At 39.0% G+C, this 20,475-nt stretch carries 24 protein-coding genes; 12 read left to right on the top strand and 12 right to left on the bottom strand.

Going from position 1 to position 20,475, the window contains the following annotated elements:
* Nucleotides 1-43: 43 nt before the first annotated feature.
* The 3 genes from LZF87_RS04020 to LZF87_RS04010 form a co-directional block, all read right to left on the bottom strand.
* Entirely contained in the window at nucleotides 44-616 is a 573-nt protein-coding gene (locus tag LZF87_RS04020) for an START domain-containing protein (protein ID WP_262917911.1), read from the bottom strand.
* Between the two features lie 66 nt (nucleotides 617-682).
* Nucleotides 683-1,165, bottom strand: coding sequence for a ribonuclease HI (locus tag LZF87_RS04015; RefSeq protein WP_244341960.1), 483 nt, complete (start codon nucleotides 1,163-1,165; stop codon nucleotides 683-685).
* Between the two features lie 9 nt (nucleotides 1,166-1,174).
* Entirely contained in the window at nucleotides 1,175-1,738 is a 564-nt protein-coding gene (locus LZF87_RS04010; protein ID WP_244341959.1) for a phosphoribosylglycinamide formyltransferase, read from the bottom strand.
* A 199-nt stretch (nucleotides 1,739-1,937) separates the two neighbouring features.
* Between LZF87_RS04010 and LZF87_RS04005 the strand changes: the two genes are divergently transcribed.
* From LZF87_RS04005 to LZF87_RS03980, 6 genes are all read left to right on the top strand, one after another.
* On the top strand, nucleotides 1,938-2,174 hold the full coding sequence (locus LZF87_RS04005) for an acyl carrier protein (protein ID WP_007137004.1): 237 nt from the start codon (nucleotides 1,938-1,940) through the stop codon (nucleotides 2,172-2,174).
* Nucleotides 2,175-2,351: 177 nt separating this feature from the next.
* A complete protein-coding gene (gene fabF / locus LZF87_RS04000; protein WP_244341958.1) occupies nucleotides 2,352-3,605 on the top strand; it encodes a beta-ketoacyl-ACP synthase II in 1,254 nt (417 codons plus the stop codon).
* A 9-nt stretch (nucleotides 3,606-3,614) separates the two neighbouring features.
* Complete coding sequence (rnc, locus tag LZF87_RS03995; RefSeq protein ID WP_244341957.1) at nucleotides 3,615-4,361, top strand: ribonuclease III; 747 nt, start codon at nucleotides 3,615-3,617, stop codon at nucleotides 4,359-4,361.
* 92 nt (nucleotides 4,362-4,453) lie between these two features.
* Nucleotides 4,454-4,939: an IPExxxVDY family protein gene (locus LZF87_RS03990; RefSeq protein WP_244341956.1), complete on the top strand. Its 486-nt coding sequence runs from the start codon at nucleotides 4,454-4,456 to the stop codon at nucleotides 4,937-4,939.
* 4 nt (nucleotides 4,940-4,943) lie between these two features.
* Complete coding sequence (gene pyk, locus LZF87_RS03985) at nucleotides 4,944-6,374, top strand: pyruvate kinase (RefSeq protein WP_244341955.1); 1,431 nt, start codon at nucleotides 4,944-4,946, stop codon at nucleotides 6,372-6,374.
* A gap of 33 nt (nucleotides 6,375-6,407) precedes the next feature.
* Nucleotides 6,408-7,181: a Bax inhibitor-1/YccA family protein gene (locus LZF87_RS03980; protein ID WP_244341954.1), complete on the top strand. Its 774-nt coding sequence runs from the start codon at nucleotides 6,408-6,410 to the stop codon at nucleotides 7,179-7,181.
* A gap of 55 nt (nucleotides 7,182-7,236) precedes the next feature.
* Here LZF87_RS03980 and dinB read toward each other — a convergent pair whose 3' ends face one another.
* Complete coding sequence (gene dinB / locus LZF87_RS03975) at nucleotides 7,237-8,319, bottom strand: DNA polymerase IV (RefSeq protein ID WP_244341953.1); 1,083 nt, start codon at nucleotides 8,317-8,319, stop codon at nucleotides 7,237-7,239.
* A gap of 40 nt (nucleotides 8,320-8,359) precedes the next feature.
* Here dinB and LZF87_RS03970 point away from each other — a divergent pair, with 40 nt between their 5' ends.
* Nucleotides 8,360-9,022, top strand: a complete 663-nt coding sequence (locus LZF87_RS03970; protein WP_244341952.1) for an NAD(P)H-binding protein — start codon at nucleotides 8,360-8,362, stop codon at nucleotides 9,020-9,022.
* Nucleotides 9,023-9,069: 47 nt separating this feature from the next.
* Nucleotides 9,070-9,537, top strand: coding sequence for a CYTH domain-containing protein (locus LZF87_RS03965; RefSeq protein ID WP_244341951.1), 468 nt, complete (start codon nucleotides 9,070-9,072; stop codon nucleotides 9,535-9,537).
* A gap of 3 nt (nucleotides 9,538-9,540) precedes the next feature.
* On the opposite strand, the gene LZF87_RS03960 is transcribed toward LZF87_RS03965, so the two are convergent.
* The 6 genes from LZF87_RS03960 to LZF87_RS03935 all read right to left on the bottom strand — a co-directional run bounded on the left by LZF87_RS03960 (nucleotide 9,541) and on the right by LZF87_RS03935 (nucleotide 14,848).
* On the bottom strand, nucleotides 9,541-9,993 hold the full coding sequence (locus tag LZF87_RS03960) for a septal ring lytic transglycosylase RlpA family protein (RefSeq protein WP_244341950.1): 453 nt from the start codon (nucleotides 9,991-9,993) through the stop codon (nucleotides 9,541-9,543).
* Between the two features lie 77 nt (nucleotides 9,994-10,070).
* The gene (locus LZF87_RS03955) at nucleotides 10,071-10,493 is read right to left on the bottom strand and encodes a hypothetical protein (protein WP_244341949.1); all 423 of its coding nucleotides are present in this window, start codon (nucleotides 10,491-10,493) and stop codon (nucleotides 10,071-10,073) included.
* A 96-nt stretch (nucleotides 10,494-10,589) separates the two neighbouring features.
* The gene (locus LZF87_RS03950) at nucleotides 10,590-12,782 is read right to left on the bottom strand and encodes a M12 family metallo-peptidase (RefSeq protein WP_244341940.1); all 2,193 of its coding nucleotides are present in this window, start codon (nucleotides 12,780-12,782) and stop codon (nucleotides 10,590-10,592) included.
* A 77-nt stretch (nucleotides 12,783-12,859) separates the two neighbouring features.
* Nucleotides 12,860-13,519 (bottom strand): aspartate kinase, encoded by a 660-nt coding sequence (locus LZF87_RS03945; RefSeq protein WP_244341936.1) that lies wholly within the window; start codon nucleotides 13,517-13,519, stop codon nucleotides 12,860-12,862.
* Nucleotides 13,520-13,589: 70 nt separating this feature from the next.
* Nucleotides 13,590-13,949 (bottom strand): YraN family protein, encoded by a 360-nt coding sequence (locus tag LZF87_RS03940; protein ID WP_244341935.1) that lies wholly within the window; start codon nucleotides 13,947-13,949, stop codon nucleotides 13,590-13,592.
* Nucleotides 13,949-14,848: a S66 peptidase family protein gene (locus LZF87_RS03935; RefSeq protein WP_244341934.1), complete on the bottom strand. Its 900-nt coding sequence runs from the start codon at nucleotides 14,846-14,848 to the stop codon at nucleotides 13,949-13,951. The genes LZF87_RS03940 and LZF87_RS03935 overlap by 1 nt, the downstream gene beginning before the upstream one ends.
* Before the next feature lie 258 nt (nucleotides 14,849-15,106).
* On the opposite strand from LZF87_RS03935, the gene metG reads away from it, so the two are divergent.
* From metG to LZF87_RS03920, 3 genes are all read left to right on the top strand, one after another.
* Complete coding sequence (gene metG, locus LZF87_RS03930; RefSeq protein WP_244341933.1) at nucleotides 15,107-17,167, top strand: methionine--tRNA ligase; 2,061 nt, start codon at nucleotides 15,107-15,109, stop codon at nucleotides 17,165-17,167.
* A gap of 61 nt (nucleotides 17,168-17,228) precedes the next feature.
* Nucleotides 17,229-17,918 carry an HAD family hydrolase gene (locus LZF87_RS03925; protein ID WP_244341932.1) on the top strand — a complete coding sequence of 230 codons (690 nt, stop codon included), beginning with the start codon at nucleotides 17,229-17,231 and terminating at the stop codon, nucleotides 17,916-17,918.
* 8 nt (nucleotides 17,919-17,926) lie between these two features.
* Nucleotides 17,927-18,826 carry a histone deacetylase family protein gene (locus LZF87_RS03920; RefSeq protein WP_244341931.1) on the top strand — a complete coding sequence of 300 codons (900 nt, stop codon included), beginning with the start codon at nucleotides 17,927-17,929 and terminating at the stop codon, nucleotides 18,824-18,826.
* A gap of 170 nt (nucleotides 18,827-18,996) precedes the next feature.
* Here LZF87_RS03920 and LZF87_RS03915 read toward each other — a convergent pair whose 3' ends face one another.
* A complete protein-coding gene (locus tag LZF87_RS03915; protein ID WP_244341930.1) occupies nucleotides 18,997-19,290 on the bottom strand; it encodes a hypothetical protein in 294 nt (97 codons plus the stop codon).
* Nucleotides 19,291-19,293: 3 nt separating this feature from the next.
* The gene (locus LZF87_RS03910; protein ID WP_244341929.1) at nucleotides 19,294-19,620 is read right to left on the bottom strand and encodes a single-stranded DNA-binding protein; all 327 of its coding nucleotides are present in this window, start codon (nucleotides 19,618-19,620) and stop codon (nucleotides 19,294-19,296) included.
* A gap of 300 nt (nucleotides 19,621-19,920) precedes the next feature.
* Here LZF87_RS03910 and LZF87_RS03905 point away from each other — a divergent pair, with 300 nt between their 5' ends.
* Nucleotides 19,921-20,475, top strand: a complete 555-nt coding sequence (locus LZF87_RS03905; RefSeq protein WP_244341928.1) for a YfiT family bacillithiol transferase — start codon at nucleotides 19,921-19,923, stop codon at nucleotides 20,473-20,475.

Raw genomic sequence — 20,475 nt, 5'->3', positions numbered from 1 at the left:
TTTGAAAGAGCAAATGTACAACATAGTTTTCGTTCTAAAAAGCCTATTTTTTGTTAAGATTTTCAACGTGTCGCCGAAGAGCCTTAAAAGAATCGAACGGACCTTTAGTTACCACCGCATTAACCATAAAGGCCGGAATCATCCCACCCGGATCTCCATATACCTGCTGAATCACCAGTGTTTGTTTGGCATCAATCCGTTTTAAATACCAAAAACCCTTAAAATTAGTTAATCGGACACGCCCTTCTTTTACTTTTAACAGTTTATTATCAGGGGTTATGGTAATGATTTGTTCATTCCCTTTTTTTATCAAAGTATACCGGGAAACATTATCCCGTTCCTGTATTGGCCACCCCAAATGATGCACTACATAAAATATCCAACTGGAATCCGAAACCTTTTTAACAAGCTCACTGTGACGGTTTTTGTAATTCCATTTCTGAAGACTTTTCACATCGATAAGCTGTTTTGCAACGGTATCAATGTTGGCATGAACCGTCATAACAGCCTTGTATTCCCTAAAAGCAGTGGTGTCAAATTTGGTCAAATAAATCTTTATACCCTCTTTATCAAGGGCAAGTTCCGTTTTTTTCTGTGAATGGACACAAAAACCCATCAAAAGAAAAAAAAGCGAGTAAAATAGATATGACAGGGACCATTTCATCCCTTAAAGTTATAAAAATCAAAGCAATTGACCTTCTTCTTTTTCATAAAAAAAATCAACTGAGAGCTTCTCCTGTTGTGAAGCCATAACTGCCAAAGCATCGCAACGCTCATTTTGAGGATGACTGCTATGCCCTTTGATCCATCGGAAATCAACCTGGTGCTTGCGGTAAATTTTAAGAAAACGCATCCATAAATCAGGATTTTTCTTTCCTGCGAAATTTTTCTTCTCCCAACCGAAAACCCAACCTTTCTGGACTGAATCTACAACATACTTAGAATCCGAGGTTATTAAAACGGTCGTCCCCTGCTTTTTTAACTTTTCCATACCCACAATAACAGCCAGTAATTCCATCCTGTTATTGGTCGACAACCGGAAACCTTCGTAAAATTCTTTTTTATAAGGAGTCCCTACCATTTCCATGATCACACCGTAACCGGCAGGCCCTGGATTTCCCTTGGACGCGCCATCGGTATAAATATGTACTTCGTAGGATTTCAATACTTTTGATTAATGAGTCAGGAGTTTTTCGATTACTTCAGGGAAATGCTTGTACTCCAATTCATGTACTTTTTCGGCGATTTCTTCTGGCGCTGTACAACCCTCAATTGAAGTAGTTGCCTGAAAAATTATAGCTCCCTCGTCATATTTTTCATTGACATAATGAATTGTGATACCGGTTTCTGCATCCTTATTGTCCAAAACCGTTTGATGTACTTTCATGCCGTACATCCCTTTTCCACCATATTTTGGCAATAAGGCAGGGTGGATATTGATGACTCTATCCGGATAGTTTTCGATAATCTCGTTAGGAAACATCAGAAGGAATCCTGCCAACACAATCAGATCCGGCTGCAACTCGTTGACCTTTCGCGAAACCAACCCGTCAGCCAACTCTGTTTTATCAAAAACAATTGCAGAAACACCATGGTTCTCAGCACGCTCTATAACTTTAGCCTTTGGATTGTTCGTTAATACCGCAACCACATCAGCCTTCTGGTTATTTTTGAAATGCAGTATGATATTTTCGGCATTCGAACCCGAACCGGAAGCAAAAATCACTATTTTTTTCATCTGACCCTTTACATTTAAATAGAAGGAAAACCATCGTTTTCACACTGCAAAAAAAAGAATTATAAACGATAATAAATAAAAATTAAGAGACTTTATAAAATTATTTTTTTAATTTCGTAGTCACATTTTTTCAGTAAACCGTTGTTTTAAAATAAAGTTTTTTATTTTTGCCAACAATTTAAATTTAAAATCAAAGATTATGTCAGACATTGCATCAAGAGTAAAAGCGATTATCGTAGACAAATTAGGTGTTGACGAAAATGAAGTTGTAACTGAAGCTAGCTTCACAAACGACTTAGGAGCTGATTCATTAGACACTGTTGAGCTTATCATGGAGTTCGAAAAAGAATTTGATATTCAAATCCCAGACGATCAAGCTGAAAACATTGCTACTGTTGGTCAAGCTATTTCTTACATCGAAGAAGCTAAAAAATAATAACTTACATAAACCTCATGCATTCTCCGGGATGCATGGGTGTTATTATTTTTCCATCTGAAAAAAACTGATTGGAAGCAATCAAAAAAATACAATCCATAGTACCCATGTTTCCTTTACAGACAAGAAAAAGCAACATGGGTATTATTTGTTTAAATACATTGTAAAAAATATATTATGGCATTAAAACGAGTTGTAGTAACAGGTTTAGGCGCTCTTACACCCATTGGAAATTCCATCGAAGAATACTGGGATGGATTGATTAATGGAAGAAGCGGCGCTGCCCCAATAACATATTACGATACCGAAAAACACAAGACAAAATTCGCATGTGAAGTAAAAAACTTCAACATCGAAACGTATATGGATCGTAAAGAAGCTCGTAGATTGGATAAATTTGCGCAATATGCCATTGCAGCCAGCGACGAGGCCATTAAAGATGCCGGAATTACTGGTGAAAATGTAGACAAATATCGCGTTGGCGTTATTTGGGGAGCCGGAATCGGAGGATTGGAAACTTTCCAGGAAGAGGTTATGTACTATGCTAAAGGCGACGGGACTCCTAAATTTAATCCATTCTTCATACCAAAAATGATTGCCGATATTGCCCCTGCGCACATTTCCATGCGTAACGGCTTTATGGGGCCTAACTATACTACTGTATCAGCATGTGCATCTTCTGCTAATGCATTAATTGACGCCTTCAACTACATCCGTTTGGGAATGTGCGACGTTATCATTTCCGGAGGATCTGAAGCAGCTGTAACCATTGCAGGAATGGGCGGATTCAATTCCATGCATGCTTTATCAACCCGAAACGAAAGTCCGGAAACCGCATCAAGACCATTCGATGCTACCCGTGACGGATTCGTATTAGGTGAAGGAGCAGGTGCATTGGTATTGGAAGAATACGAACACGCTAAAGCCCGTGGCGCAAAAATCTATTGCGAAATCGGCGGTGGCGGTATGTCATCCGATGCTTACCATTTGACAGCTCCGCATCCTGAAGGAATCGGTGTAATTGCTGTAATGAACAACACATTACGTGATGCAGGAATGAAACCGGAAGATGTTGATCATATCAATACGCACGGAACCTCTACTCCGCTTGGTGACGTTGCTGAATTAAAAGCAATCAGTGCTGTTTTTGGAGACCACGCTAAAAACATCAATATCAACTCGACAAAATCAATGACAGGTCACTTGCTTGGAGCAGCCGGAGCTATCGAAGCCATCGCTTCTATCTTAGCGATGAAACATGGTATTGTTCCGCCAACAATCAACCACTCTGTTGTAGACGAAAACATTGATCCAAGTTTAAATTTAACGCTAAATAAACCGCAAAAAAGAGACGTAAAAGTTGCTATGAGTAACACTTTCGGCTTTGGTGGTCACAACGCATGCGTTTTATTTAAAAAAATTGAAGAGTAATCTTTTGCTATGAAGAGAATCATCAAGAAAATATTTTCAAATTCCCGCTCTCCAGAAGACGGGATTTTTTTTGATGCCATCCATAAAATACTAGGCTTTCAACCGCTCGATTTGAGCAATTACCGCAAAGCTTTTACCCATCGCTCGTTAAATAAAGTGGACGAAAAAGGAAATCCCTTAAATTACGAGCGATTGGAATTTCTTGGTGATGCAATGCTGGGTTCAGTCATTGCCGCACACCTTTTTAACGAAGTACCCACCGGAGATGAAGGCTACTTAACTAAGATGCGCTCAAAGATTGTCAGCCGCGACCACCTGAACGAACTGGGAAAAGACCTGAATCTTATCAAACATGTTGAAAGTAAGGTAGCCACTCAGCACTTTGGCGAAAACATTCACGGCAATCTTTTCGAAGCATTGATAGGTGCTATTTACCTTGACCGTGGCTTTGCTTATTGCGAAAAATTCATCCACAAAAAAGTGATCCTCCCTTATGTAGACATCGCTAAACTGGAAGGCAAAGTAATCAGCTATAAAAGTTTGGTAATCGAATGGTGCCAGAAAGAAAAAAAATCGTTCCACTATGATGTATACGAAGATAGCGGAAACGAAGGCGTAAAATATTTTGGGGTAAAGCTTAAAATTGACAATAAAATAGTTGCTAAAGCCCGAGCCACTTCCAAGAAAAAAGCAGAAGAAAAAGCATCGCAACGTGCTTACTTTGTTTTTCAGGAAAAAATGAAATCCAACGACTGATTGCTACTTCACTAAATTATCGTTAACAACGCTGTTTTGCTGTTATTTTCCGACTATAATGTACTATATTTACATTATCTTTAACAGTACCTATGGCCATTCACAAAATCCAGATTGACGATTTTATTTCGATTGACTATCAGCTCGTCGCGATACATTCTTCGCTGGAGGATTACCGTCTGGCTTATTTTATCAATCAGAAACTGGCGATATCTTTCGAAAAAAGCAAGAACGATATCGGCATACAAATCCCTGAAGGTAAAAGCCATTTCACCCGCTTCGTTTTTGATGACGAAAAACACGAGTTGTATTGGAATTTAATTCCCAACAAAACAACTGTCGTAACCCAACAAACCCAAGCCACTTCCCTATTCGAAGAAACAGGATTGGACATTACCACCAATATTTTTCTGCTTCCCGAACTCAAGAAAGTAGACTATATCTTAAAAATTGAAAATACCGACGATTTTTTTGATACCAACAATTTAATCGATGAATTGCTCACGATTAAACAAATTACAACGGCTTATAAAATCGAACAAAATACGCTGAAATCGAAAAATAATTTAATTTTCTAATACAATGCCAACAAGAAAAAAGACAAAAATTGTAGCAACCCTTGGCCCGGCCTGCAGTACTAAAGAGGTACTGAAAGAAATGATAGATGCCGGGGTAAATGTTTTTAGAATAAACTTCTCCCATGCTGATTATACCGATGTACAACAACGCATCGACATCATCAGAGAACTGAATAAAGAATACGGTTACACCACCTCCATTTTAGCTGATCTTCAAGGTCCTAAATTGCGTGTGGGTGTAATGAAAGAAGATGTTGTGGTAAGCAAAGGCGACACCATCACTTTCACCACCGCTGAAGATATCCCGGGAACTGCCGAGAGAGTCTACATGAACTACAAAGAATTTCCTAAGGATGTAAATCCGGGGGAACGCATATTGCTGGATGACGGAAAACTTATCTTCGAAGTTCGCAAAACCGACAAAAACACAGAAGTGGAAGCAGTCGTAATTCAGGGCGGTCCGTTAAAATCAAAAAAGGGAGTTAACCTTCCAAATACAAAAGTTTCCTTACCGGCCTTAACCGAAAAAGACATCCGCGATGCGCTTTTTGCCATTAAAAGTGAAGTCGACTGGATCGCGCTTTCCTTTGTGCGAACTCAGGAAGATTTAAAGGATTTACGAGATTTAATTTCGGCCAACTCCACTCATAAAATTCCTGTTATCGCTAAAATCGAAAAACCAGAAGCGGTTGAAAACATTGACAAAATCGTGGCTTATTGCGACGGATTAATGGTAGCACGTGGCGACTTAGGAGTTGAAATCCCTGCTCAGGAAGTACCTTTGATTCAGAAGAAACTGGTTTATCGTGCAAAAACAGCACGCATTCCGGTAATTATCGCCACACAAATGATGGAAACGATGATTACCAGCCTGACTCCAACACGCGCAGAAGTTAATGACGTAGCCAACTCGGTTATGGACGGTGCTGATGCTGTAATGTTGTCGGGAGAAACGTCTGTTGGTAATTATCCAGTACAGGTAATTGAAAAAATGACACAAATCATTGAAGCTGTCGAAGATTCTCCACTGATTCAGGTACCCCAAAACCAGCCACAGATAAAAACAAACCGTTATATCACCAAAAACATCTGTTACCACGGCGCACTTTTAGCCAACGACATTAATGCCAAAGCCATCACAACACTTACGAACAGCGGTTATACAGCTTTTCAGGTTTCGGCGTGGCGACCTCATGCTCACATTTTGGTATTTACATCAAACAAACGAATCCTTACACAATTAAACCTGCTTTGGGGCGTTAAATCTTTCTTATACGATAAGTTTGTAAGCACCGATGATACCATTGACGATATCAACGCCATTTGCATGGAAAAAGGATTTGTTGAAAAGGGAGATATGCTGGTAAACCTTGCAGCCATGCCGGTTAATGCAAAAGGAATGGTGAACACGCTTCGTATTTCTGAAATTGAATAAAAAAAGTATATTTGAATAACTAAAAAGAAAACTATGAATTCAAACAATCCGTTTTTTAAGAACAAATCGTTCACCAATACAACACGTTATTCTGCAGACAATATTAACGAACCTCAAACCATTGTAGTTGATTATAATGACACCATGACGGTTCAGGGTACCATCAACAAAAGTTTTGTGATGTTGCTTTTACTAATTGCGGGCGCTGCAATCACCTGGACAATGACTTTCAGTGGCTACAACCCTATCGTTTTGACTATCGGCGGTGCTATTATCGGTTTCATATTAGTACTTATTGCATCTTTCAAACCGCAACACTCCGGCTATCTGGCACCGGGTTATGCCATTTTTGAAGGACTTTTCATTGGAGGAATTTCAGCTATATTCGAAACAATGTATCCGGGATTGGTTATTCAGGCAGTGGGAGCCACTTTTGTAACCTTTATTGTTTGTTTCGGACTATATAAATACAATGTTGTTCAGGTTACCGACCGTTTTCGTTCCGTTGTAGTGGGAGCAACTTTAGCCATTGCCAGTTTTTACATTCTTTCATGGTTATTTTCCTTATTCATTGACTTCCAGCCGATACACCACGGCAATTCCCTGATGAGCATCGGAATCAGTGCTTTCGTAGTTGTTGTGGCTGCTTTAAACTTATTCCTTGACTTTGATCAGATTGAAAAAGGAGCACAAAGAAGCCTTCCGAAATACATGGAATGGTTTGGCGCCATGGGATTGATGATTACCTTAGTTTGGTTATATGTAGAGTTTTTACGTTTACTTTCCAAGATTTCCAGCAGAGACTAATTTGCAAAAAAATATACCGAAAACCGATTTCAAATTGAAGTCGGTTTTTTTATGATTAAAAATCGAACTTAAGCTGTACTACAACAGATTTCTTCATTTCAGTGTTCAGGTTATGCAGTGAAATGCCGAGCAAGCGAACGGAATCTTTCATTTTTTCTTGGTACAGCAATTCTTTGGCCACTTCAAAAATAAGGCTCTTATCCGATATAAAATACGGCAGGGTTTTGCTACGAGTCTGCAAAGTAAAGTCAGAATACTTGATCTTGAGTGTAACCGTTTTTCCAGCTATTTTACTTTTACGGAGACGGCGCTCCAGTTCATTGGCGATATTCTCCAAACGTTCTTCCATGAAGATTTCAGAGGACAGGTTCACGTTAAAAGTCCGTTCAGCCCCGACCGACTTTAAAGTACGATTCGGTTTAACCTTGCTGTAACTTATCCCCCTTGCCAAATTATAAAAGGATCTTCCACTGTTACCAAAATGCTGTTCCAAGTATTCTATTGATTTGCTTTTTAAGTCAGCCCCCGTAAATATTCCCAGTTGATACATCCGTTCGGCGGTTACTTTCCCCACCCCGTAAAATTTCTTCACATCCAGTCCCTCCATAAAATTTTCCACTTCATCAGGATTTACCGTTTTCTGTCCGTTGGGCTTGTTGAAATCCGAAGCAATCTTAGCCACAAATTTATTAACCGAAATTCCAGCAGAAGCAGTCAGTCCAATTTCTTCAAAAATACGTTTGCGGATTTCTTGTGCAATTAACGTGGCACTGGGATTTCCCTTTTTGTTTTCGGTAACGTCCAGATATGCTTCGTCCAGCGAAAGCGGCTCCACCAGATCGGTATAGTCATGAAATATTTTTCGGATTTTATTTGAAATTTCCTTGTACCGATCGAAGCGTGGACGCACAAAAATCAGCTCCGGACATAATTTTCGGGCCATATAACCGCTCATTGCACTGCGAACCCCAAACTTCCGTGCCTCGTAACTAGCAGCTGAAACCACTCCTCTGGCCTCGCTTCCGCCTACTGCAATGGGCTTTCCTTTGAGCAAAGGATTATCCATCTGCTCTACGGAAGCATAAAAAGCATCCATGTCGACATGGATAATTTTTCTTTGCAGCATCTCTGGTTCCATACCGTAAATTTATGTATATTCAAGGAACATTTTTAAGCCGATGAAAAAAACAGCCATACTTTTGGGAGCCTCAGGATTGACAGGCAGTTTGCTTTTAGATTTATTGCTTTCCGATTCGGATTTTGATAAAATAAAATTGTTTTCAAGAAAAGAATCGGGACATTTGAATCCGAAAATTGAAGAACATATTGTCGATGTCCTCCATTTGGAAAACCATGCAGCCAATTTTACAGGTGACGTGGTTTTTTGCTGTATCGGAACCACCAAAGCCAAAACGCCGGATGAAAACGAATACAAATCCATCGACTTCGGAATCCCGGTAACTGCGGCACAATTAGCAAAACAGAACAATATTCCGGCATTCATCGTCATTTCCGCCTTGGGAGCAAACCCAAAAAGTCCTGTCTTTTACAATCGAATCAAAGGAGAAATGGAACGTCAGGTTCTCGATTTGGGAATCCCAAAAACTCACATTCTGGAACCTTCTCTAATCGACGGTGACCGAAATGAAGCACGGGTTGGCGAAACCATGGGGATCTACCTTATGAAAGTCATCAATCCGTTATTAATCGGGAAACTAAAAAAATTCCGAAGCATCCCTCCGGAAAATATCGCCAAAACTATGTGGCATCTGTCTAAAAACGATTATCCAAAAAACATTGTTTCGTCGGATGTCATTTATAATTTGGGACAATTGCAATGATTTTCCTTATCTTGGACACTTATTCCAACATAATTTAACCCATTCAAATGCAGGAAACAGAACGAAAATTTCTGGTAGTTTCAGATGGTTTTAAAGCAGCGGCTTTTACCAAAAACCGAATTGTACAAGGCTACTTAAACTCACACCCCGAGCGTACGGTACGTGTACGAATTAAAGGCGACAAAGGATATTTAACCATTAAAGGGAAGGGAAACGAATCCGGAACCACCCGTCTGGAATGGGAAAAGGAAATTCCACTGGCGGAAGCCGAACTATTGTTACCGCTCTGCGAACAAGGGACTATCGATAAAATCCGACATGAAATAGCAGTTGGAAATCATATCTATGAGGTCGATGTTTTTTCGGGCGAGAACCAAGGTTTGGTCATTGCGGAAATCGAACTTTCTTCGGAATCGGAATCATTCGAAAAACCAAATTGGCTGGGAAAAGAAGTTACCGGAGACCAACGCTATTACAATGCCTATCTAAGCAATCACCCATTTAAAAAGTGGTAAAACTTATTTTACCACATCGATGTTGACATCAATAAATCCGCGTCCTTTAGCATGGGAAATTTCCATAAAGGCTTTTTTTGACAGGTCGATTTCACGACCTCTTGTAAACGGGCCTCTATCGATAACCGTTACCACAACTGATTTATTATTAACCGGATTTGTTATCCTAAGCGCTGTCCCAAAAGGTAATTTCTTATGCGCAGCAGTATACTTTGTATTATCGAAACGTTTCCCGCTTGCCGTTTTCCTACCGTTAAATCTGTCGTGGTAGTACGAAGCGTGGACACTTTTTTTGTAAGGTTTGTATTTAAAACGGATTTGCGTAGAATCTATTTTTAAAGTATCCTGAAGCACTCTTTTTGTATTATCGTTCAGCCTCATTTTCTCGCTGGCGAAACTACTGACGAAAAAAACAAAAACAAAAAGCAGTAAAATTGGGGCAATAATTTTTTTCATGTTTTCAATTTTTAAATTACAGAACTAACAAGAAATATGCCATAGAAAGAAAAAGCCCTTTAAGGGCTTTTATAGTTTTAGAACCAAAGGTTCCAAGGAATTCTGCTAAGTATGAAAAGCAATCCGGCAAGGTATAAGAATGCAATTTTCTTAAATTTACCGTTACTGCTGTCTTCTCTTTTATGTTTTGACCAACCAACGGTAATCAATGCAATTGCGAGTATATTAATTAACGGATGTTCTAATGAAGTTAAACGTAAAGCAGCGTTACTCATATCTCCTAAAGCTGACATCCCCAAAGGAGAAAGAAAATAAACTACTAATCCCAAAAGCAATTGAATATGACAGAAGATTAAGGCGAACAAAGAAATTTTTCTGTCTTTCTCTTCAAATCCTCTTTTGGAAGAGATACCCATAAAGGCATTAATCACGGCAACTATCAATATTCCCAGAGCTAAATAAGCCACACCCGAATGCGCTTTCTGAATAATTTCGTACATATATTCGTTTTATTAGTTAAACAAATATATTGAAATAAAAACAAAAACCCGCTACTTTTTTAAAGCAACGGGTTTTTATTTAATGCTAAGGATATACTACAACTTCACTATTTTAAAGTTAACAATCTGATTGTCAATACTTATCTTGAAGAAATAAGTCCCCGATGCATAGCTGGAAATATCCACCTGCGTAGTAAGGTTATTTGCCTCTCCGGAGTACAATAATCGTCCTTCAATATTATATACCATTACATTTGAGATTATATCTTTAGAATTAATCGTTACTAAACCGTTAGTCGGATTTGGATAATACGAATAATCTAAATAGCTATTCTCATCAAGCCCAAGATTTGCAAGACATGATGTTGTTGCTACCCATCCCTGACTTGTTTGACCGCTATCGGAGAAAAACCTGATCGTTAAAGCCCCATCAGGTGATGTAGATTCGAAAGGTCCCGGAATCGTTGTACCTGTATAACCATTTGCTTCAAAAGACGGCGATGATGTACTGGATCCATTATAAACATACAGATAGTCATAATCACGCTCTAAAGAGAAACTTGAAAAACTTAGCTTGATCTTATTGCCGGTTAGATTAGGAACAATTGTTCTTACAAAATTTTGATTATCCTTATAATTTCCTGTCGACCCTCCGGTATCCGTTAAGGTTATCCCATTACAATAATCTGCAGATGTAAGAAAAACAAACTCACGTGTTGAAGGTGTCAAACTTCCGCAATTTGGCTTTACTCGAAATTTGTAATAGGTATTAGGCGATAACCCATTGACGGTAAACATAGGTGATGTCACCGAAGTCCATGAAGCTGAACTACTCGAAAACGGCATTACTGCCACCTGCCAGGCATCTTCATTGGTCATATCGGTCCAGGAAACAACCGCAGAAGTAGAAGCTGCATTGTACAGTGCATCGACAGCACTAACTCCATTTACACATACAGAAATGCAATCGGTACTTAAGCACGCTCTGGAATCAACAAAATCTAAAATTGCACTACTTGGCTGCGGGCCAAATCCGTTAGCGAAACTGATTCCAACACCTCCTACAAGATGACAATAGCTCATGATTGAACCCTTTTCCGAACTACTCGGGATAGTCGGCGGCGTAGTCATACAAGAATAGCCCTCAGCACTAGATCCCATCGCATAAGGCGCGCAGTTGTCAATAGCTGTATTGTTGCCATTCCACGCACAGGCATGTGTATGGCGTGAACCAATATTATGACCAAATTCATGTGTAACCACCATAACAGTCCATGAGTAGGTCGGCACACTGGAATAACTTAAAAAAACATCTGAATAAACATAATTGTTTGCTGTACACAAACCTCCAATTCCCATGGACACACCGCCTAAACCACCCGGATCAATTCCAACCAACTGACCAACATCACCATCAAAAACCGGACGAACTTCTTTAAACTTGTATAAGTAATCGGTGGAGTTTGGCCCTATTCCTTCATAAGGATCTTTTGATGTCCATATGTAAATCGATTTTAGTGCCAATGTAATTCCTTCATTGACATAAAGTGTTTGCATGTTATTAAAAACAGAAGTCATCCAATTGGTAGTGGTAGTGGTATTACTACCGTTTGAAACAAATAAATTATTATCTATTTCAAAATAGGTGGCTACACATTTGGTACTGGAAGGCGATTTTGCATCTTCTGACTTGTGATCCTTATACTCAGTAACCTCATCCGAAGTATGACAATCGTTCGGACTCGCCACCTTCATTTTCTGATCTTCGTAAATAACATAGTCACTGGTATTCCCAGGCACATCTATCCTTCCAACAACTAAATTGCTCAATGATGAATTTGAAACAACACCATTAAATTCTCCGTTGAAAAAATTAAAAGACACTAGCGAACTAGGATCATTTTTAACAATCCCTCTATAATAAACGCCTTTGTTGTATGAAATGTATTTTTGCTTGTCAGTATCGACATGAAAACCTTCTGAAAACAAATCAACTTTGTAAAGTTGCAAGTCAAGCATATTCCCATGATAAGGAATTTGCAGTTCGATGGTTTGATAGCCCTTAGCCACCACATCATTAACTATTGCTGTTTTGATTGTTGCCAACTGGGCTTCTGCCACCGTTTTTTCAATCTGGGCATTCGGAGCACTCTCAACAGGTATTAAAGGAAAAACGGGAACGAATTTTGTCTTAGACAAATTCAGTTCCCGTATTTTAGAAGCTACTTTATTTTGCGAAAACGCAAAAAAACAGCACAATAATGCTAAAATAGTAGTTAATTTTTTCATTTTTAATAGATAGTTTTGGTTTTAGTTGCGCCAAAAATAACCAAAAAAAACAAAAATCCTAACAGATATTCAATTGGTTAGACTTTTTTCAAATCTTTAATAACTTTGAATGCACTATCAATGTGCTCTTCGCTTACTACAATGGTAATTTCAAAATTTGTAGAAATTACTTCGTTAATGTTGATTCCGTCCCAAGCCAAACGTTGGAAAACGAAGTAGAAAAGACCCGGAGTCCCTACATTGTCTTTAGGTAATTTCACCGTAATCGATGCTAATTTATCCGTTTTTACCAACCATTTCTCATCCTCAAAATGCTTTTCAAGTACATCACTGATGGATTCACTAACGATGATATTGGTTTCATTAACTCCACGTGACGACGTATAAAAAACATCTTTAAGCGAACTGATTTCAGATAAAAAATCAGCCTGTCTGTTTAAAACCCTTTGATTAATCGGGAAGTTGTAGTTAACCAACGAGGAACGTACAGTGATTTCACCCATTCCTTTTAGGGTTTTCTCAATTTTATGGTTGATTCGGAAATCAAGCTCCTCAGACAAACGCTTCAAAGCCATTACAATAGCACCCTGCTTCACTTCCTTATCCATTTCATTCTCTAAATCGTGTTGAATAATTCTGGCCAATGACGTCAGATTCACTATTCCAAGTGTTAATCCGTTAAGTAAAAACGGCTTTGACTTAATATAATTCTCAACAACAGAAGAAATCGTTTTCATAAATAACTATTTTTAAAACAAATTTTAGGCAAATCTACAAAAAAAAACAAACTGTTACAATTATAACACGTCAAAAATAATAAAAAGCATCTTTTAGATGCAAAATTTCACAATGTGCCGCTTTATTTGTTACAGAAATTATATCGAAACGCACTGTAAAATCAAGGTTTTTGCTGATGACATATTCATCGACAGCTTTTACTAATAATTTTATTTTTTTTAAATTTACAAAGTCGTGAGGGTCGCCATAATCTAAATTTGTACGTGTTTTCACCTCAACAACAGCTAAAATATCATTTTTTTTGGCGATGATATCCACTTCGGCCTTTTGAAAAAACCAATTCCTTTCAAGAATCTCGTAACCTTCTTTTTTTAAAAATTCGGCTGCAAGGTCTTCCCCAAGCTTTCCTATATCATTATGGTTTGCCATTATTTTTTGAATTCCAAAATGATTTCCTCCGAATTCACTTCAAATTCCACTTCTTTTCCAAGAATCAATGTACGATTGTCTTTTTGATGTCCTGCAGGGAAATAAAAACAAACCGGGAAGTTATATTTTTTAGCTATTTCCATAATAATTCCTACTTCATTCTGTCCGAACGGAATTTCGTTATCATGCATATCCGTCATACTTCCAATGATTAATCCTTTCAGGTTTTCGAAATACCCGTTGCGTTTCAGGTTCTGCATCATACGGTCGATATGGTATAAATACTCATCCAAGTCTTCAATAAAAAGAATCTTCCCGTCGGTATCCAAAGATGACTTCGATCCTAACAAACTATATAATATTGAAAGATTGCCACCAACGAGTTGACCTTTGGCCTTACCTTTAATTTCATAACCTTTGGCAGGAACCACATATTTCAGGTTTTCTCCAAAAAGTGCCTTGCGAAGCGTTTCCTTAACCTCTTCCGGCGCCTTCGGAACAGTAAACGGCATGATGGAATGCAAAGTAGCAATTCCCATAGTATTCAGATGACTGTGCAATACGGTAACATCGCTAAAACCCATAATCCACTTAGGATGTTTTTTGAATTTGGAAAAATCAAGTGTATCGATAATACGTACCGTACCATAACCGCCACGGGCGCACCAAATCGCCTTGATATTATCATCGTCCAGCATTGCCTGTAGATCGGCAGTGCGTTCAGCATCGGTACCGCCTAACTGGCAACTGTCCAATCCTATGGTTTTGCCCAGTTTCACTTCCAATCCCCAGGATTTCAGTAAATCAATGGCCGGTTGCGCTTCTTCAGGAAAAAATTTTCTTGCGGTACATACTAAGGCAACAGTATCGCCTTTTTTAAGATACGGTGGAATTTTCATGCGTTTTTGAGAATAGGATACTGCACAAAATGATAGTGCAGTCAGTATTAAAATTGATTTCAAAAATAAGGATTCAGAAAATAGTTTGACTGTATTCATATCATAATTTTGAAATCATTCCTAACAAATTTAGAGAATAATCTCAAGAAAAAGTTATAAAAATCTATTTTCAATATGAAAATCAGACAGAAAATTTCTCTGAAATTCGCGAATTCATGCACAATAGATTATTTTTGCATTCAAATTGACAAATTTCCTATGATACAAGATCCGAAAAGATTTACGATAACTGCCGCTTTACCTTATACTAACGGCCCAATCCACATTGGACACCTTGCCGGTGTTTATGTGCCTTCCGATATTTATGCCCGTTTCCTTCGTATGCAGGGAAAAGATGTGGCCTTCATCTGCGGAAGCGACGAACACGGTGTGGCAATTTCAATGAAAGCCAAAAAAGAAGGAATTACGCCACAGCAGGTAATCGATAAATACGACGGAATCATTCGTAAATCGTTTGAAGATTTCGGAATTTCTTTCGACAATTATTCCCGTACTTCCGCTAAGATCCATCATGAAACGGCTTCTGCATTTTTCAGGAAATTGTACGACGAAGGGAAATTCATCGAAGAAACCACCGATCAATTGTACGACGAAAAAGCCGATCAGTTTTTAGCGGATCGTTTCGTAACCGGAACTTGTCCGAAATGCGGCAATGAAGAAGCATATGGAGACCAGTGCGAAAAATGTGGTTCGTCCTTAAATGCCACTGACCTAATCAACCCGAAATCAACTATTACAGGAACAAAACCGGTTTTAAAATCGACAAAACACTGGTTCTTGCCTTTAGATCAATACGATGCGTTCTTGAGAGAATGGATCTTGGAAGGCCATAAAAACGACTGGAAACCGAATGTTTTTGGTCAGGTAAAATCATGGTTGGAAGATGGCTTACGTCCGCGTGCTGTAACCCGTGATTTGGATTGGGGTATCGACGTTCCGGTGGAAGGTGCTGAAGGGAAAAAACTGTACGTTTGGTTTGATGCGCCAATCGGATACATCTCCTCTACCAAAGAATGGGCAGCCCGAGAAGGAAAAGATTGGGAACCATACTGGAAATCACAGGACACGAAATTGGTGCACTTTATCGGAAAAGACAATATCGTTTTCCATTGCGTGATTTTCCCTGCTATGTTAAAAGCAGAAGGAAGTTATATATTACCGGATAACGTACCGGCCAACGAATTCCTGAACCTGGAAGGCAACAAATTGTCGACTTCCAAAAACTGGGCGGTTTGGTTGCACGAATATTTATTGGATTTCCCTGAAAAACAGGACGTATTGCGTTACGCCTTAACGGCCAATGCTCCGGAAACGAAAGACAACGACTTTACCTGGAAAGATTTTCAGGCCAGAAACAACAACGAATTGGTAGCCATCTTCGGAAACTTCATCAACCGTGTGGTGGTATTGACCAACAAATATTACAGCGGTGTTATCCCGCAACCGAATGCGCTGACGGAAATAGACGAAGCAACATTAACGGAACTGAAAGCTTATCCGGCAGTAATTGCTTCTTCTGTGGAAAGATACCGTTTCAGAGAAGCGTTGAGCGAATTGATGAACGTGGCGCGTTTGGGTAATAAATATTTAGCCGATGAAGAGCCATGGAAAATCATCAAGGAAAACCCTGAGCGTGTACAGACACAAATGTATGTAGCATTGCAGATTGCGGCTGCTTTAAGTGTGTTAGCAGAACCGTTCTTACCGTTTACGGCAAACAAATTAAAGAACATCTTAAAACAGAATAATACTTTCGGCTGGAACAATATTTCCAACACATCCGATTTACTTCCTTCAGGACATCAGATTGGAGAAGCAGAATTGTTATTCGCTAAAATAGAAGACGAAGAAATTCAAAAACAAATCGACAAATTGGAAGCAACTAAAGTAGCCAACAAAGCAGAAAACGCTAAAGCAGAACCGCAAAAAGACATCATCACGTTTGAAGATTTTGCCAAAGTAGATTTACGTATCGGAACCATTATCGAAGCTGAAAAAATGCCGAAAGCCAACAAGTTACTGGTTTTAAAAGTAGATACTGGAATCGACGTGCGCACGATTGTTTCCGGAATTGCAGAACATTTCTCTCCTGAAGAAGTAATCGGGAAACGCGTTACCGTTTTGGTAAACTTAGCACCAAGAGCCCTACGTGGTGTGGAAAGCGAAGGCATGTTATTACTGAGCAACACAGCAGAAGGCAAACTTGTTTTTGTGAATCCGGATGCGGAAGGTGTGATTAACGGAGCGATGATAAGCTAAACTAAAAATAATGCAACCCTTTCAAAATAAATATTGAAAGGGTTTTTTAATATCAATAAACATGGATGTAAAAGTAATCGCCTTCGACGCCGACGACACGTTATTCATCAACGAACCCTATTTCGAGGAAACCGAAAGAAAATTTTGTGGCATGATGAGCGATTATCATTCCTATCAGACGCTGTCGCAGGAACTGCTAAGAACTCAGGTCGATAATTTGCCTTTGTACGGTTATGGAATTAAAGGCTATGTCCTTTCCATGATTGAAACGGCCATAAAAGTTTCCGATGGAACAATTGGTTCGAAAGGGATTCAGAAAATTACCGAACTGGGCAAAGAACTGATTCAAAAACCGATTGAACTGTTAGAAGGTGTAGAAGAAACACTCGAAGCGCTTCACGGAAAATACAAATTGGTTGTGGCGACCAAAGGCGACCTTAAAGACCAACAACGCAAACTGCACGATTCCGGTTTAGGATCCTACTTCCACCATATTGAAGTTATGGCCGACAAACAGGAACTTAATTATGAGAAATTATTACAGCGTTTGGAAATTCAGCCGGAAGAGTTTTTTATGATAGGCAACTCCTTGAAATCAGATGTGCTTCCTGTTTTGAACATTGGCGGTTTTGCTGTTCATGTACCTTTTCACACTACCTGGGCGCATGAGAAAATAGACCACGAAATTGTGCATCCGAAATTTAAAGCGGTTTCAAAAATTACAGATGTTCTTCCCCTGCTTTTAAAGTAATCTGAGGAATGTTTCCGATTGCCTATCACCCACTTTACAAACATCCGTTGCCGGAAGGACATCGCTTTCCAATGATTAAATATGAGTTGTTGCCACAACAACTTTTACACGAAGGAACCGTTCATGACAAAGCCTTTTTCGAACCGGGATTACCTGAAATGGAACATATTCTTGCCGTTCATGATAAAGAATACGTTACGGATTTGATTAACCTGACATTAGACCCACGGGCCGTTCGAAAAATAGGGTTCCCGCTTTCAGCGGAATTGGTGGAAAGAGAATTGCGACTGTCCCAAGGAACCATACTAGGAGCCGAAAAAGCATTGCAAACCGGCATTGCCTTCAACATAGCCGGAGGGACACATCATGCCTATTCCAACCGTGGCGAAGCTTTTTGTTTACTGAACGACCAAGCCATCGGTGCACAATATCTGTTAGGCAATAAATTAGCCAAAAAGATTTTGATTGTCGATTTGGATGTGCATCAGGGCAATGGAACGGCAGAAATTTTCCACAACAACGACAAGGTGTTTACGTTTTCGATGCACGGCAAGTCGAATTACCCGTTTAAAAAAGAAACCTCCGATTTAGACATCGCGCTCCATGATCATACTGATGATGAAAAATTTCTTGAGATACTGCAAAATACTTTGCCTTACCTCATCGAAAAACAAAAACCGGATTTTATTTTTTACCTGAGCGGCGTGGACATTTTGGCTTCAGATAAATTGGGAAAACTGGGCTGCAGTCTGAACGGATGTAAAAAAAGAGATGAAATAGTTTTTTCCCTTTGTAGTAAATATCAAATCCCTGTACAGGTGAGTATGGGAGGCGGTTACTCTCTGGACATCAAGACTATTATCGAGGCACATGCCAATACATATCGCATAGCGGCTTCCATCTATTAAAAACAAACAAACCACCAGCAACTGCTGATGGTCTGTTTCACTTAAACTACATTCAAAACCTCCATAAAATCATTCGCACATTTTTCAATTTTTTTTGGTCCAAAACCAATATGTTCTTAGAAGCTTCCTTATCTTATTGGACGCTAAAAGCAATATTTACCAATTCCGAATTATGACTCGGCATGTTTAATTCTTCTGCTTTTTCCGCTCTCCATTGTTTTAAACATTCCAACACATAAAGCTCCCGGAGTCAGGTCTGATTCTTCTACAGCCCTTGAGGTTTCTTTCACCTTCGAATTATCTTCATAATGGAGTAAAACAGACCAATACGGCTGCTTAGTCGATTCCACAAAATGGGTTGCTGATTTAACAAACTTGACCTGTTGTAGAAAATCGTCCAAAATCCACTGATCGTCCAAAAAAAGAGACGGGGCAACACGGATGGTAAATAACCGAACGAACATTTCTTACTTAATTCCCAAAAGCAATACTTCGCTGGCAACGATTTCCGTTATGTATTTTTTATTACCTTCTTTATCGTCATAACTACGATGCGTCAGTTTGCCCTCAATACCGATTTCCTTTCCTTTAACCACGAATTTTTCGATGATTTCAGCGGTTTTACCCCAGGCTGTAACACGATGCCATTCCGTTTGTTCAACCTTATCTCCTTTTTCATTATAATAAAAATCATGAGTCGCAATAGTAATGTTAGCTACTTTACGATCTCCATTGATGGTCTTCACTTCCGGCTCCTGGCCTACTTTTCCGATTAATTGTACTCTGTTTTTCATGGCTTATAAAATTTAAATGTTTCTGTTAAAAAAAATCTCTTCGAGATTATGATTGTGTGATTCGACATGGCAAAATTGCAAAATTGTACGAAAATTAATCGTTTGTAAGTCGTTTACTTTCGTTTGTAAGTATTTGTTGTCGTTTGTTATCAGGAATTTTCTTATATTTGATTACTATTTTTCATTCATCTGAAAAAAAGTATAAACAGTTGCAATCCTTACCCCGCCTTAACTTTTATACAAAAACAAACCAATAATCTTAAGCTTAGACAATTGCAGACAATTCAAATCATAAGCGCCATGAACAAACCTAGCGACATCGAAAAACTCAAATTCCCAATAGGCCGTTTTGCCTGTCCCGAGGAAATCACACAGGAACATCTTGAAACCTGGAAAAAAACCATTAGCGAATTTCCACAGGAATTAAAAAAAACTGTCGAAAATCTTTCCGCCACCGAAAAAAACTGGAAATACCGCCCGGAAGGCTGGACTATTAAACAGGTCATCCATCATTTGGCCGATAGCCACATGAACGCTATCATTCGACTGAAACAGACACTCACGGAGGACGCACCGGTAATTCGCCCTTATGAGGAAGCACTTTGGGCTGAACTGACAGACGGTTTACAGGACGATATTCAATCTTCCCTAAAAATTATTGAAGGCGTTCACGAACGTTGGTCGCAACTAATGGAAAATCTAATGGAAAACGATTGGAACCGTATATACTATCATCCGCAACATCAACGCCTCTTTTCTGTCAAAGAAGGATTAGGCATTTACCATTGGCACTGTAGGCATCATTTAGCACATATCAATCAGGCTTTTTCTTATAAAGGAGAATTTAATTTTTAA

Origin of the sequence: Flavobacterium enshiense, from assembly GCF_022836875.1 — a bacterium.
Classification (GTDB): Bacteria; Bacteroidota; Bacteroidia; order Flavobacteriales; family Flavobacteriaceae; genus Flavobacterium; species Flavobacterium enshiense_A.
Note: the sequence above shows the minus strand (reverse complement) of the source record. Positions and strands in the feature narration are given on the sequence as shown.